Origin of the sequence: Micromonospora sp. C97 (assembly GCF_018070385.1) — a bacterium.
Classification (GTDB): Bacteria; Actinomycetota; Actinomycetes; order Mycobacteriales; family Micromonosporaceae; genus Micromonospora; species Micromonospora parva.
Genome location: NZ_JAGPXU010000007.1, coordinates 198,081 through 211,832, shown reverse-complemented (window position 1 = coordinate 211,832; position 13,752 = coordinate 198,081). Strand labels below are relative to the sequence as shown.

General features: G+C 72.6%; 16 protein-coding genes. 10 read left to right on the top strand and 6 right to left on the bottom strand.

Translation table 11 applies throughout. From position 1 onward, the window contains the following. The first annotated feature begins 95 nt into the window (after positions 1-95). The 3 genes from KBX26_RS13385 (at position 96) to KBX26_RS13375 (ending at position 1,384) form a co-directional block, all read left to right on the top strand. The gene (locus tag KBX26_RS13385; protein WP_030334982.1) at positions 96-512 is read left to right on the top strand and encodes a DUF2795 domain-containing protein; all 417 of its coding nucleotides are present in this window, start codon (positions 96-98) and stop codon (positions 510-512) included. Between the two features lie 52 nt (positions 513-564). Then, entirely contained in the window at positions 565-1,026 is a 462-nt protein-coding gene (locus KBX26_RS13380) for an SRPBCC family protein (protein WP_030334984.1), read from the top strand. 97 nt (positions 1,027-1,123) lie between these two features. After that, positions 1,124-1,384 (top strand): hypothetical protein, encoded by a 261-nt coding sequence (locus KBX26_RS13375; RefSeq protein WP_030334986.1) that lies wholly within the window; start codon positions 1,124-1,126, stop codon positions 1,382-1,384. On the opposite strand, the gene KBX26_RS13370 is transcribed toward KBX26_RS13375, so the two are convergent. Then, positions 1,342-2,640 (bottom strand): sugar MFS transporter, encoded by a 1,299-nt coding sequence (locus KBX26_RS13370; RefSeq protein ID WP_210865543.1) that lies wholly within the window; start codon positions 2,638-2,640, stop codon positions 1,342-1,344. The genes KBX26_RS13375 and KBX26_RS13370 overlap by 43 nt on opposite strands. A 158-nt stretch (positions 2,641-2,798) precedes the next feature. Between KBX26_RS13370 and KBX26_RS13365 the strand changes: the two genes are divergently transcribed. Continuing rightward, positions 2,799-3,008, top strand: a complete 210-nt coding sequence (locus KBX26_RS13365) for a hypothetical protein (protein ID WP_030334989.1) — start codon at positions 2,799-2,801, stop codon at positions 3,006-3,008. Here KBX26_RS13365 and KBX26_RS13360 read toward each other — a convergent pair. Continuing rightward, positions 3,005-3,454, bottom strand: coding sequence for a hypothetical protein (locus KBX26_RS13360; protein ID WP_210860698.1), 450 nt, complete (start codon positions 3,452-3,454; stop codon positions 3,005-3,007). The genes KBX26_RS13365 and KBX26_RS13360 overlap by 4 nt on opposite strands. Before the next feature lie 163 nt (positions 3,455-3,617). Here KBX26_RS13360 and KBX26_RS13355 point away from each other — a divergent pair, with 163 nt between their 5' ends. After that, positions 3,618-3,971: a DUF6401 family natural product biosynthesis protein gene (locus KBX26_RS13355; protein ID WP_210860689.1), complete on the top strand. Its 354-nt coding sequence runs from the start codon at positions 3,618-3,620 to the stop codon at positions 3,969-3,971. A gap of 73 nt (positions 3,972-4,044) precedes the next feature. On the opposite strand, the gene KBX26_RS13350 is transcribed toward KBX26_RS13355, so the two are convergent. Next, a complete protein-coding gene (locus KBX26_RS13350; RefSeq protein WP_051708712.1) occupies positions 4,045-4,854 on the bottom strand; it encodes a hypothetical protein in 810 nt (269 codons plus the stop codon). A gap of 198 nt (positions 4,855-5,052) precedes the next feature. Between KBX26_RS13350 and KBX26_RS13345 the strand changes: the two genes are divergently transcribed. From KBX26_RS13345 to KBX26_RS13335, 3 genes are all read left to right on the top strand, one after another. Further along, complete coding sequence (locus KBX26_RS13345) at positions 5,053-7,182, top strand: SpoIIE family protein phosphatase (RefSeq protein WP_210860688.1); 2,130 nt, start codon at positions 5,053-5,055, stop codon at positions 7,180-7,182. 31 nt (positions 7,183-7,213) lie between these two features. Then, the gene (locus KBX26_RS13340; protein WP_210865542.1) at positions 7,214-7,891 is read left to right on the top strand and encodes an HAD family hydrolase; all 678 of its coding nucleotides are present in this window, start codon (positions 7,214-7,216) and stop codon (positions 7,889-7,891) included. A gap of 106 nt (positions 7,892-7,997) precedes the next feature. Then, positions 7,998-9,293, top strand: coding sequence for a cation:proton antiporter (locus KBX26_RS13335; protein WP_210865541.1), 1,296 nt, complete (start codon positions 7,998-8,000; stop codon positions 9,291-9,293). 54 nt (positions 9,294-9,347) lie between these two features. Here KBX26_RS13335 and KBX26_RS13330 read toward each other — a convergent pair whose 3' ends face one another. Next, a complete protein-coding gene (locus tag KBX26_RS13330; RefSeq protein WP_210865540.1) occupies positions 9,348-10,301 on the bottom strand; it encodes an NAD(P)/FAD-dependent oxidoreductase in 954 nt (317 codons plus the stop codon). An 84-nt stretch (positions 10,302-10,385) separates the two neighbouring features. Between KBX26_RS13330 and KBX26_RS13325 the strand changes: the two genes are divergently transcribed. Further along, the gene (locus KBX26_RS13325) at positions 10,386-10,598 is read left to right on the top strand and encodes a DUF3072 domain-containing protein (RefSeq protein ID WP_030335005.1); all 213 of its coding nucleotides are present in this window, start codon (positions 10,386-10,388) and stop codon (positions 10,596-10,598) included. Between the two features lie 9 nt (positions 10,599-10,607). On the opposite strand, the gene KBX26_RS13320 is transcribed toward KBX26_RS13325, so the two are convergent. Beyond that, the gene (locus KBX26_RS13320; RefSeq protein ID WP_210865539.1) at positions 10,608-11,108 is read right to left on the bottom strand and encodes a metallophosphoesterase; all 501 of its coding nucleotides are present in this window, start codon (positions 11,106-11,108) and stop codon (positions 10,608-10,610) included. A 102-nt stretch (positions 11,109-11,210) separates the two neighbouring features. Next, a complete protein-coding gene (locus tag KBX26_RS13315) occupies positions 11,211-13,040 on the bottom strand; it encodes a glycoside hydrolase family 15 protein (protein WP_210865538.1) in 1,830 nt (609 codons plus the stop codon). Positions 13,041-13,152: 112 nt separating this feature from the next. On the opposite strand from KBX26_RS13315, the gene KBX26_RS13310 reads away from it, so the two are divergent. Further along, the gene (locus KBX26_RS13310) at positions 13,153-13,740 is read left to right on the top strand and encodes a general stress protein (protein WP_030335011.1); all 588 of its coding nucleotides are present in this window, start codon (positions 13,153-13,155) and stop codon (positions 13,738-13,740) included. Positions 13,741-13,752 lie beyond the last annotated feature (12 nt).

Below are 13,752 nucleotides of genomic sequence, written 5' to 3'. Positions count from 1 at the left end.
CGTTCGGCAATGACGTCCGGTTCGGCGCCGGACCGAGGGCCGGTTCGTGGCCCGGTGCCGGTTTAGCGGGCGGGGTGCCGGGTAGCGCAGAAGGCATGGAGCGTGGCAACAGCAAGCACGGACCGAGGATCGACGAACAGATGAGTCAGGAGGTCAGCGGCCTGGTACAGGGGCCGGGGACCGGTGGCTCTCGAGTCGACGAGTTCCGGGTTCCGGAACCGGCCGGTGAGGACCAGCCGGAGGCGACCACCGCCCCGGCCGGCGATACGCGCACCGGCGCCCCACAGGGGATGAGCTCGACGGACGTCGAGCAGCGCAGCCGGCTCGGCCGGTTCATCTCAATGAGCGCGCTGCCGGGCGACCGCCTGGTGCTCATCGCCAGCGCCCGCGAGAACGAGGCGCCCGACGACATCGTGGCGGCGCTGGAACGGCTGCCCGAGGGCACCGTCTACCAGACGGTCTCCGAGGTGTGGGCCGCGCTCGGCAACAAGAACGAGACGACTCGCTGGTGAGACGGATCGCCCCCGATCCACCAACCCACCAGCGGCTGAAGGAGGTTCCCCGATGAGTGGCGTTACCGAACACGTAGACGTTTCCGTGCCCGTCCGCACCGCGTACGACCAGTGGACGCAGTTCGAGGAGTTTCCCGAGTTCATGGAGGGCGTGCAGGAGGTCCGGCAGCTCTCCGACACGATGACCCACTGGACCGTGGACATCGCCGGGGTGAAGCGCGAGTTCGACGCGGAGATCACCGAGCAGCTCCCCGACGAGCGGGTCGCCTGGCGGTCCACCGGCGGCACCCAGCAGGCCGGCGTGGTGACCTTCCACCGCCTGGACGAGGACAAGACCCGGGTCACCCTGCAACTCGAGTTCGAGCCGCACGGTGTCGTCGAGCAGGCCGGCGACAAGCTCGGCATCGTCGACCGGCGGGCCAAGGGCGACCTGGAACGGTTCAAGACCTACATCGAACGGCGTGGTCAGGAGACCGGTGCCTGGCGCGGGCAGGTGGACCGTCCGCAGCCGTGACACTGAGCGGTGACCGCAGATGGCCGTCGGGGTTCCCGGCGGCCATCGCCGTGTCCGAGCCTGTTTGCGATCATCGTGCCCGGGTACGGCTGGAGGTATGACCGACGACAGCATCAGGGTGTGGCGGGACGAGGAGCGGCTTCCGTTGGAGGAGTTGGAGCGCGCCGTGTCGGGCTCCAGCCTCGACGGGCAGGCCGACGACGTGACGGGCAACGACGCCGGCGAGGAGGCCGCGTTCGGGCACGGGGCGGCCGCGTCGGACCGCGAGGGACAGGCCCGGGGCAACAGCCGGGAGGCCACCGACCCGCAGCGCGCCTACCGCCCGTCCACCACCGGCAGGACCGGGCCGGACGTCTGACCCGCGTTCCCGGGCCGGTCGGGCGCGGGCGGCTCGACGGCGGGTCGGCGCGTACCCCACTCGTGCAGCGCGATCAGTGCCAGCGCGAGCACCAGCAGCGCCGAGCCCAGCACCTGCACCGACGTGTTGCCGATCAGCACGCCCAGCCCGGCCGGGACGAGCGCCGCGCCGACGCCAGCGGCACCGATCTGCAGCCCGATGGCCCGGTCCGCGTGCGCCACCCCGACCCGTTCGGCGGTGGTGAGGGTGAGCAGCGGAAACACCGGCGCGGCGGCGAAACCGACAACGACCAGGCCGAGCACCGCCAGGACAGCCGGCCCGGGTACCGCGATCAGCGCCGCGCCGACCGCCATTCCGGCCAGGCTGACGCGCAGCACCAGCCCCGCCCCCAGGCGCTCGGCGACCAGACCCTGCACGACCCGGCCGACGAAGAGACTGCCCCAGTACGCGGAGACGCAGCCGCCGGCCACCGCCGCGCTCAGCCCGCGTCCCTCGGTGAGCAGCAGGAACGCCCACAGCCCGGCGGACACCTCGATCGCCACGTACAGCACGAAGGCGAGCGTCCCGGACCAGACCGCCGGCAGCCGCAGCGTCTCCCCGATCGGAACCCGGACGACCGGTGCCGACCCGCCATCGGTGGCGGAGAGCCCGGCCTGGACGGTCGTGCCCGCCTCGGTGCCGGCCGGGACGCCACGGTGCCAGGCCCGCACGGTGAGCGCGAACGCGGCGGCGAGGACGAGTTGGGCGGCGGCGATGATGCCGTACCCCCAGCGCCAGCCGAGCCCGGTGCTCAACACCGCGGTCATGATCAGCGGACCGATCGCCACGCCCAGGCCGAAGAAGGCGTGCAACCAGTTCATGTGGCGCGCCCCGAAGGCCCCGGCGGCGTACGCGTTGAGCCCGGAGTCGACAGCGCCGGAGCCGAGCCCGAGCAGCAGCGCACAGCCCACCAGCACCACCAGCACGGGGCTGGTCGCATAGCCGGTCAGCGCCAGGCTGGCCAGCAGGGTGCTGCCCGCGAGCAGCGCGCCCACGCCGACCCGGGCCAGCGTGAAGCCGGCCAGCACGCTGGAGGTGAGGTAGCCGACGGTGCCGGCGGTGAGCACCCACCCGACCGCCTCCGTCGGCACGTCGAAGTCGGCCCGGATCGAGGGCCAACCGACGCCGAGCAGACCGTCGGGCAGGCCGAGACTGACGAACGCGAGGTACGCGAGCAGGAGCAGTGCGGCGCGGGGGCGCGCGGGCGGGGTGGACACGACTCACCATCCTGCCGCAGGGGCACCCTAGCGCTGTCGGCACCCGACCGCTCGTGGCGCAAAGAAGTCGTGTCCGTACGGTTGGGAAAACGGACAGCTCATCCAGAATCGGCCGATCGGAGGACGGCAAACCGGCGGGTTCGCGTAAGAATTTCGGGATGCATCAAGGCTCCGGAATCCTCTCCACGCGTCAGCGCCGGCTCGCCTGGCTCGGCTTCCTGCTCGCCGCGCTCCAGGCCCCCGTGTCCGCCTGGCTCGTCACCGACGAGTCGTGGCTGTTCAGCCTCTGCGTCGCGCTGATGGTGGCCACCGTGATCATCGCCGACGACGCGGCGCGGCGACGCCCCGCCGACGCGACCAGCGACTAGGTCCCACCGCCCGGCCGGGCCTCGTGGCCTGGCTGGCCCCGGCTGCGGCGGCGTTCCTTCATCTCCGCCTCGTACAGGTGGCGCCGCCCGCCCACCAGTTCGTCGCGGGCCTGCTGATCCAGCTCCCGGAACAACGCGTGGTAGCCGTCGTCGAAGTCCTCGACGATCTGGAACGTCCACCGTCCGGCGATGACGTTGCGGCCGCGCAGTTCCGTGCCGATCCGGTCGGCGAGGTGCGGGTGACCGGCGGCGCGGAACTGCTCCACCGCGTCGTCGAGCATCAGGTCGGCATGGCCGATCAACTGGTGCATCGAGTAGAGGTGCCCCCGGGCCCGCTCCACACACTCCAACGCCTCACTCAGCTTGCCGAGCGCCGCGACGGTGGCGTCGCTGACCCCGTCCGGCCGCTGGTGCCGCTCGTCGGGTCCGTCCGTCCGCTGTCCCATCCGTGCCTCCGTGCCGTGTGCCGCTGTCTGTGGGTGGTTCTCCTGCTGCCCCGTCTGTGCCGGATCAACCCCCCAGGTCAGCGGCGATCGCCCCAGTGGCGCAGGCGACATCCACCGAGCGGACGAGGCCGACGTGGTGACCGGTCGGTTAGCCTCGGTCACCATGCGTGTGCCGTTCAACCGGGTCGCCTCCCGTACCGCCGTCGACTCGGCGCGGTCCACCCTGGCCGCCCTCACCGTCTCCGTGGGCACTGTCGGGCTCGCCGCCGCCGCCACGCGACCGGGGCTGCTGGCCCAGGTCGACCAGCACGCGGCGGCCGTTCGGGACAGCCTCGACGGTGACCGTACGCCGCTGACCTCGGCGGCGCTCGCCGGCTACGCCGAGGGCGTGCGCGCCGCCGCCCTGGAGCACGGGTGGACGCCGCCCAGCGGGCCGGTGGACTGGAGCCACCCGGAGTGGCTGCTCACCCGCCTGCTCGCGGTCTGCGCGCTGGCGCGCGCACTCGACCGGGACTGACCCGACCCGCGAAGGGAGGGCGTCCCGCGTCGTACGCGGAACACCCTCCCCACCGTCGTGCCGTTACGCCCCGTTACGAACGGTACTGCTGGGCTTCGTCCACCCGAGGCATGGCCTGGGTGCGGTCACCCCCGCGGTCGGCCATCTGCCGCTCCACGTCACTACGCCCGGCCGACGCGGCCTGACGCTGCTGTTGCACCGCCCGGGCCTCCTGGGCCGCCCGGTGCAGCCAGCCGTCCCAGCGGTTCTGCATCGGCTTCACGAGACCACCGCCGACGCCGACGATCAGGATGCCGGCCACCGTGGCGAGCACCGCGATCAGCACCGGAGTGGTCACCGTGGTGGCGATACCCACCTGGTTCAGGGCGGCGATCACGCCGAGCGCGATGATGAAGATCGCCGTCAGATCGGCCAGGACCTTGCCGTACGAGAGCCCGCCCAGCGCCCCGGTGACCAGATCCCGCACCGCGTTGGCGATCGCCGCCGCCACCACCACGATGACGATCGCGATGAACGCACGCGGCAGCCAGGCCACCACGCCGCTGATCAGGTCACTGATCGCGTTGGGCCCCCAGACTCCGAAGGCGAACTGCAGCGTGAACAGCAGTACGGCGTAGTACGCCAGTCTGGCCAGAATGTCGCTGGCGTCGTACTTCGTTCTCTCCAGGGCCCGTTTGATGCCACCGCGTTCGACCGCCTGGTCGAAGCGCACCCGTTCCAGCACCGTATCCACGATCTTGAGGACGGCTCTGGCGATGAGCCAGCCGACCACGAGGATGACGATGAAGGCCACTGCCTTCGGGATGAAGAGCAGCACCGACCTCCAGGTGTCGGCGATGGCATCGCCGATGTCGGCCTGCCGGACCGCGAGGGTTTTCAGCATGATGTCCCTCCTGTCGCATGGACTGCGCCGGGCGCATACCCGGCAACCGGTCCGGCAGTCCGCGCAGCGCGCCGCGTTTTTTGCGACAGACCTCCGGACAGGGGCCCTGAACTGCCCGAACGGCCACCTCGACCGACGCGGCGACGGCCCGCCGCCGTGGTCGGATGCCTTTTCCGTCCGGCCGACTAGGCTGCGAACATGCCAGGAACGGTCGGACGGGTCCCCTCGCCAGCGACTCCGGGCCCGGACGCACCCACCGGGCCCGGCCCGGCTGTCGGCCTGCTGGCCCACGACTGGGCCGACACCCCGCTGGGCCCACCCGACGAGTGGGACGTCGCGGTGCGGGCCGTGGGGGAGATGATCCTCGCCTCGCCGATGCCGATGGCCCTGGCGTACGGCGACGATTTCGTCCTGCTCTACAACGCCGGTTACGCCGAGTTGCTGGGCAGCAAACACCCGAGCGCCTTCGGCCGCCCGGCCGCCGAGGTGTTCGCGGAGATCTGGGCCCTGCCCGGCGTCGGTGCGGTGATCGAGCGCTGCTACCGGCAGGGCGTGCCCTTCCTGGAGAAGGAGTCCACCCTGCCACTGGTGCGTGGGCACTCCGCGACGGTGGAACAGGCGGTCTTCACCAGGGGTTACTCGCCGGTCCGCGACAGCGCCGGGCAGATCGTCGGCGTGTTGACGGTGGCGGCCGAGACCACCCACGTCACCGGGCAGTTGCAGAGCCTCAGTGAGGTGGCCGCCGCGCTCGCCGGCACCCTCACCCTCGACGACGTGGCCCGGGTGGCGCTGCGGTACGCGATCACCACGTTCGACCCCGACCAGGCCGCGTTCGCTGTCGACGAGGGCGGCGGCGGCTGGCGCATGGTGCGTCGGGTCCGTGGCGAGTTGCTGGACGAGGCCGACGAGCGACTTCCCCCACTCTGGCGGCGCGCGCCGGCGGACTGGCCGGCCCCCGTGGTGCAGGCGGCCCGCTCCGGCGGCCCGTCGTTCACCGGCGACGGGCAACCGCTGCGCGACACCGCCGTGGACCGCCACGACCAGAAGATCCGCGCGATGGCGGCCCTGCCGCTGGGCACCTCGGTGGTTCGCGGCGGGCTGGCGGTCGGCTACCAGGTTCCGCACACCTGGTCACCGGCCGAGCGGGCGCTGCTGGCCGCCTCGGCCGAGCTGATCGGCCAGGCCGCGGAGCGGGCCCGCCGGTTCGAGACCCAGCACGGCACGGCCCAACTGTTGCAGCGCAGCATGTTGCCGGAGCACCTGCCGGATCTGCCTCGGCTGCGGATCGCGGCCCGCTACGACCCGGGCGTGGACGGCAACGCGGCCGGCGGCGACTTCTACGACGCGTTCCTGCTGCCCAACGGCTCGCTCGGCGTGGTGCTGGGCGACGTCGCCGGGCACGACGTGCAGGCCGCCGCGCGGATGGGCCAGGTCCGGGCCGCGCTGCGCGCCCTGGCCCTGGCCGACCCGGCGCCCGACGTGGTCCTGGCCGGCCTGGACCGGCTGGTGACCAGCCTCGGCGCGGAGGCCGGCACCCACGAGCTGTTCGTGACGGTGGCGTTCGGGGTGATCGACGCGGAGCGGCGGGAGCTGACGCTGTCCAGCGCCGGTCATCCCGCCCCGCTGATCCGCCGCGGCGATCCGGACGGCCGGTTCCACGCCGAGTACGTCGACGTGCCCGCCGGGCCGCCGCTGGGGCTGGGCGGTCGGCCGGGCACCACGACCGTGGCGTTCCGTCCCGGTGACACTCTGCTGCTGTTCAGCGACGGGGTGGTGGAGCGTCGCCGGCAGAGCCTGACCGTCGGGCTGACCACGCTGAGCGACGCCGTCGCCAAGGCCGGCAGTGGTGACCCGCGCGCGCTCTGCGCGGTGGCCACCGCTGCCCTCCCCGGTGGCACCGAGGACGACGTGGCCGTCCTGGCTGTCGAACACGCCCTCAAGCCGAGTCGTTCGGCGAGCATGGAGGTGCCGGCCGAACCGACCGCGCCCAGCCGGGTGCGGCACTGGCTGACCGGCCAGCTCACCGAGTGGCAGGTGCCCGAGTCGGTGATCGGGGCGGCGGTGCTCTGCACCAGCGAGCTGACCACCAACGCGTTGCTGCACGCCGGCACTGCCGCCCGGGTGGAGATCGACCTCAGCGCCGAGCGGTTGCTCGTCTCGGTCGCCGACTCCGGCACCCGGGGCACCGTGACCCGGGCCCGTACCGACACGTTGAGCAGTCGTGGCCGCGGCCTCGGCCTGATCGAGGAGCTCAGCGACGCCTGGGGCACCGACCCGTCGGTGCGCGGTTCCACCGTCTGGTTCGAGATCCTCACGCCGCAGCCCTGAGACCAGCCCCGGGAGGGGCAGGAGGACGCCCATGGCCACCGATCGCCTCGCCGGAGTCCTCTTCGATGTCGACGGCACCCTGGTCGACACCACCTACCTGCACACGGTGAGCTGGTGGGAGGCGTTACGGCAGACCGACCAGCCGGTGCCGATGGCGGTGGTGCACCGCTCGATCGGTTTGGGTTCGGACAAACTCCTCGACCACCTCCTCGGCCCGGAGCGGGACCGCGACGCCGACCAGAAGCTGCGCGACGCGCACGACACCCTCTACGCCGAGTACTGGGAACGGCTCACGCCGCTGCCCCGGGCGGCCGACCTGTTGCGGGCCTGCGCCGAGCGGGGGTTGCGGGTGGTGCTGACCACCTCCGCCGCCGAGCACGAGGTGACGGCGTTGCGCCGGGCGCTGAACGCCGACGACGTGGTGGACACCGTCACCTCCTCGGCGGACGCGCGGGAGAGCAAGCCGGCACCAGACATTCTGGAGGCGGCGCTGGCGCAGTCCGGGTTGACCGCCGAGCGGGTGGTCTTCGTCGGCGACTCGGTCTGGGACGTCGCCGCGGCCGGCAAGTTGAACATCCCCTGTGTCGGGTTGACCTGCGGCGGCACCAGCCGCGGCGAGCTGGCCGGCGCGGGTGCCGTGGCGGTGTACGACGACCCGGCCGCGCTGCTGTCCGAACTGGCGGACTCGCCGCTCACCCGACCCCGGTGAGGATCGTTCCGGTTCACCGGCACCGACGCGCATAGCCGGAGCCCTTGGGGGGCAAGGTGTGTCACCACCTGCCCGCGCCCCGCGGGTGCGGCGGAGGGGTGGTGCCGTGGAGCCGGTTGATGTGGCGTTCGCGCTGGTGGGTGTGGGCGCTCTGCTCGCGGGCGTCCTGCCGCGGGTGCTGGAGCGCCGCCCACTGTCCATGCCGATCGCCTTTCTCGCCCTGGGCATGCTGGTGTTCCTGCTGCCTGTCGGGCTGCCGTCACCGGACCCGCTGGCCCACCCGGAGCTGGCCACCCACCTCACCGAGATCGGGGTGATCGTCGCGCTGATGGGCGCCGGCTTGAAGATCGACCGGCCGTTGAGTTGGCGGCGGTGGTCGTCCACCTGGCGGCTGCTGGTGATCGCGATGCCGCTGTGCATCGCGGCGGTGGCGGTGCTCGGCTGGTGGTGGGCGGGGCTGGTGCCGGCCGCCGCGCTGCTGCTGGGTGCCGCGCTGGCCCCCACCGATCCGGTGCTCGCCGCCGATGTGCAGGTCGGCGAGCCGACCGATGTGGAGGATTCCGAGGACGAGGTCCGCTTCGCGTTGACCTCCGAGGCCGGCCTCAACGACGGTCTGGCGTTCCCGTTCGTCTACGCCGCCATCGCCATCGCCTCGACCAGTCTCGCCCCGGGTGACTGGTTGGCCGAATGGTTCACGGTGGACGTCCTCTGGAAGGTCGGCATCGGCGTCGGCGGTGGGCTGCTGATCGGCTGGCTGCTCGGCAAGCTGTTCTTCCGCGCGCCCAGCGAGCTGCGGTTGGCCCGGCACGCCGAGGGCTTCCTGGCGCTGGCTGCCACGTTTCTGGCGTACGGGCTGGTGGAGGTGGTCGGTGGGTACGGCTTCCTGGCGGTGTTCGTGGCCGCCCGGGCGATCCGGGCCGCCGAGCGGACCCACGAGTTCCACTCGGTCCTGCACGACTTCGCCGAGCAGGTCGAACGGCTGCTCACCCTGGTGCTGTTGCTGCTGCTGGGCGGCGCGATCGTGGGTGGTCTGCTGGGCCCGCTGACCTGGCCGGCGGCCGCCGTCGGGCTGGCCCTGGTGTTCCTGGTGCGGCCGCTGATCGGTTGGTTGTCGCTGCGCGGCGCCCCGGGACGCCCGGCCGAGCACTGGGTCATCTCGTTGTTCGGCATTCGTGGCGTCGGCTCGTTCTACTACCTCGCGTACGCCACCACCAAGGCCGACTTCCCGCAGGCCGAGCTGCTCTGGGCGACCGTCGGGCTGGTGGTGCTCGTCTCCGTCGTGGTGCACGGCGTGACGGCGACCCCGGTCATGCAACTGCTCGACCGGGAGGGAGAGCGGACCTCCGACCCGGCCGAGCGGGACGCCGACGCCCGGCCGGTCGCCGCGGCCGGGCACGCCTGAGCAGGCACCTCAGGCCCGCCGCCCACGCCGGCTCAGCCCAGCCTGAGCGCTCCTTCAGCCCAGCCGGGCGGCCAGCGCGCGGCCGAGGTCCCGGCCGGAGCGCCAGGCGCTCTGCACCCGGGGCTTGCCGAACGCGTCACCGGCCAGGCCGATCCCGTCGGCGTCGAGGTGGTAGGTGGCGTCGGCGGCGGCGTGGGTCGGCTTCGCGTACGTCCAGCGGTGCACGTGCACGTCGACGGCCTGTTCGGGCAGCCCGAGCAGGTCCCGGACGGCCTGCTCGATCGCCGGCCCGGCCCCGGTGGGTTGGGCCAAATGCCCGGCCGCGAACTCCGGCACCGTGTGCGCGACCAGCACCGGCGCGCCGTCACCTCGTCGGTCGCCGTCGTCGCAGACAAGGTTGAGGACCGGGTGCTCGTTGACGAACGCCCCCCGGAAGTCCGGCCAGCGCCGGTGCGGGAACCGCAGCACCGCGGCCAGGGTCGGCGACCACCGCTGCGCCTGCACCACCCGGGTGGCGTCGGTCAGGGCCGGGTCGAGCAGCAGTGCGGCCTGCGGGCCCGGCATGGCCAGGACGACCGCCGCGCACGACTCGCCGTCCACGACCGGGCCGGGCTCCACACCGAGCACCAACCGGTCGACGGTCACCGGCACCGCGCCGGCCAGGTGCTCGACCAGCGACCGCAGCCCACCGGGGGCGGCGAAGCGCATCGGCCCGGTCACCTCGTGGTTCCCGCTCCGGTCGTACGCCCGGAAGGTGTCGGTCCACTCGCGGACCAGCCCGGCGGCGCGCCACCGCTCGACCAGTGCGACGAAGTCCGGGTCGGTGGCGGTGAAGTAGGCGGCGCCGATGTCCGCGGGACGCCCCTGGAAGCGTTTGCTGGCCATCCGGCCGCCGCGGACGTGCCCCCGCTCCCTGACCCGCACGGGCACGCCGGCCCGGGTCAACTCGACAGCACAGGCCACCCCGGCGATGCCCGCCCCGACCACCACGACGCCCGACCGGTCCATCCGATGATCGTAGGCGGTGACCGACGGGCATGAACCACGGCGATCGGGGTACTGGCACACCTGTTCGAAGAAAGGGTGATGATGATGACCGACCGCCGTAGCGAGGCCGACCAGAACGCCGCGATCAAGGACCCGGACGAGTGGGTCACCGGCGACGAACCGCCAACCGCCGCCCAGGAGTCCTACCTGAGCACGCTGGCCCGGGAGGCCCATGCCGACCTCCCGGACGACCTGACCAAGGCCGAGGCGTCCAAGCGCATCGACGAACTCCAGGCCGAGACGGGCCGGGGCCGGTAACCGGGGCGGTCAGGGGCGGGGCAGCGGGTGGAGCTGCACCTCGCTCAGCTCGCCCCTGTGCACGGTGGCCGTCAGGTAGGTGGCCTGGGGTTGGGCGCGGCGGTCGGTGGGTGAGCCCGGGTTGAGCAGGCGCAGCCCACCGGGCGCCACGCTGTCCCAGGGGATGTGCGAATGCCCGAAGACCAGCAGATCGATGTCGGGAAAGCGGGCCGCGCACCGCTTCTCCCGGCCGGTCCGTGGCCCGGTCTCGTGCACCACCGCGACCCGCAGACCGTCGAGCTCGACCCGGGCCACCTCGGGCAGCCGGGCGCGCAGCGCCGGGCCGTCGTTGTTGCCGTACACCCCGATCAGTCGGCGCGAGCGCGCGGTCATGGCGTCGAGCAGTGTCTCGTCCACCCAGTCACCGGCGTGCACCACCACGTCGGCCGCCTCGATGGCCGCCCAGAGGGGACCGGGTAGGTCCCGGGCCCGCTTCGGTACGTGGGTGTCCGCCGTGAGCACCAGCCGCATACCCGCATTGTCCCCCGGGCCCTGACCGTCCACCCGGCGACACGGACGCACCGGCGCCACCAGGAGCGCCGGGCAGCAGCGACAGACCGGTGACGGCGCGGCTCAGCGGTCCACCGGGGAGAAGTACGCCGGGGGCATGCCGGTCTGCCGCACCGTCGGGTCCCGCTCGACGTCGGTCAGCACACCGGCCGCGTTGATCAGGCCGATGTGCGAGAACGCCTGGGGGAAGTTGCCCAGCTGCTCCCCGGTCAACGGGTCGATCTGCTCGGCGAACAGGCCGAGGTCGTTGACCCGCTCCGCCAGCCGCCGGAACAACTCGTGCGCCCGGTCCCGCTCACCGGCCAGCGCCAGGCAGCACACCAGCCAGAACGAGCAGATCAGAAACCCCGCCGGGTCGCCGTCCCAGCGCCGCAGCAGGCCGTCGTGGGACAGCCGCCGCTCCACCGCGCGGATCGTCGAGCGCATCCGCGGGTCGTCGGCCCGCAGAAACCCGACCAGCGGCATCACCAACACCGACGCGTCCAGGTCGTCGGTCTCGAAACTCCCGGTGTACGACTGGAGCCGCTCGTTCCAGCCCCGCTCGAGCACCTCCGCGCGCACCGCGTCACGGGCGGCCGCCCAGCGGGCCACGTCCTGCGGCTCGCCGAGCGTGTCACCGAAGCGGACCGCCCGATCCAGGGCGACCCAGCACTGCACCTTCGAGGACACGTGGTGGTGCTGGATGCCACGCTCCTCCCACATGCCCGCGTCGGGCAACGACCAGTCCCGCTCGGCCTGGTCGGCGAGCACCCGGAGCACGTGCCGCACCTCCGGGTCGAACGGCTCCAGCTTGTCGCGCATCAACCAGGCGGCGTCCATCGCCTCGCCGAAGATGTCGGTCTGCCGCTGTTGCCACGCGTCGTTGCCGATCACCACCGGTGGGCTGTCGCGGTAGCCGCCGAGCTGTTCCAGTCGGTGCTCGGTGAGGTCCCGCTCCCCCAGCACCCCGTACATGATGGGCACCGGCCGGTCGTCGACGCGACCCATCGCCCGGCCCAACCAGGCGAACTGCCGCTGCACCTCGTCCAGGCACGCGGTCCGCCACAGCGCCCGCAGGGTCAGGCTGAAGTCCCGCACCCAGACGTAGCGGTAGTCGTAGTTGCGGTCCCCGCCGAGCTTCTCCGGCAGCGACGTGGTCACCGAGGCCACCACCGCGCCGCTGGGCCGGTACGTCATGCCCTGCACCACCAGCCGGCTGCGCCGCACCTGGTCGGCGTAGAGCCCGTCGTACGGGTGCTCGTCCGACCAGGAGCGCCAGCCGGCGACGGTGTCGGCGATGGTCTGGTCGGCATCCGGCACCTCGGGCAGCGGGGCGTCGTAGGTCGGGGCGTACCCGAGGGTGAAGGTGTGTTTCGTGCCGGCGCGGGCGGTGAACGTCCCGGTGGCCTCGCCGTCGCCGGCGGTCAACCGCACGCTGCCGCGCAGGGTGAGTCGGGCGGCCCCGGCGATGGCCTCCAGCATGTCCTCCCGCTCGATCAGGTACGCGACGGTGCGGCCGTACTCGAAGCGCGGCCGGTAGTGCACCCGCATCGGCACCGAACCGGACAGCCCCTCCACCGAACGGACCAGCACCTGCGGCGAGTGCAGGCCGATGTCGTGACCGCGCGAGCCGGGCTCGAAGGCCAGCGCGTCGGTGAGCGCGACTTCCCCCTTCGTGGTGCGGAAGACCGTTCGCAGGACCAGGGTGTCGTCGAGGTAGCTGCGGTCGACGCGGTAGTCGCCCTCGGGCTGGATGGACCAGTGCCCGGCGTTGTCGTCGAGCAGCCGCGCGAACACCGACGGGGCGTCGAACCGGCCCGGGCACCACCAGTTCACCGAGCCCGTGGGGTCCACCAGCGCCGCGCTGCGCCCGTCGGCGAGGAAACCGTAGTCGCTGATCTGTCCGCTCTCCACCTGACTGCCTACCCGGGCAGTCAGGTGGCATTCCCCTGCCGCCGGGACGGCGCCGGCCGCGTTACCGGTCGGCCTGGCGGGGAACCCGGGGAGCTGACGAGGGAGGATGCTCATGACGTCAGCTTCGGGGCCGGCCGCCGCCTGGCGGCCCGGCACACAGGGTGGCGACCTGCTTCCATCCGGGCCGGCCGGCCGCCTGTCGACACCGGCCGGGGACGGCCACGGGCCGCAGACCGGCCCGCCGACCGTGACGATCGGCTCGTACCCGGACTATCCGAGCGCGCAGCGGGTCGTCGACTATCTGGCCGACAACCGCTTTCCGGTGGAGCACAGCGCCATCGTCGGCACCAACCTCACCCTGGTGGAGACGGTGCTCGGGCGGATGACCACCGGTCGGGCCGCTCTGCTCGGCGCGGGCACCGGCGCCTGGTTCGGGCTCTTCATCGGCCTGTTGTTCGGCATCTTCACCGTCGGCAACTGGCTGGCGGTGATCCTGGTCGGGCTGGTCATCGGTGCGATCTGGGGTGCCGTGTTCGGCGCTGTCGCGCATGCCATGACGGGCGGGCAGCGGGACTTCACCTCGGCCAGCTCACTGCGGGCCGGCCAGTACGCGGTGACCGTCGACGCCCAGCTCGCCGACCAGGCGCGACAGCTGCTCGGTCGGATGCAGATGCCCGGTTCGGCGGCGAACGCCCGCTGAGCGAACGATCGA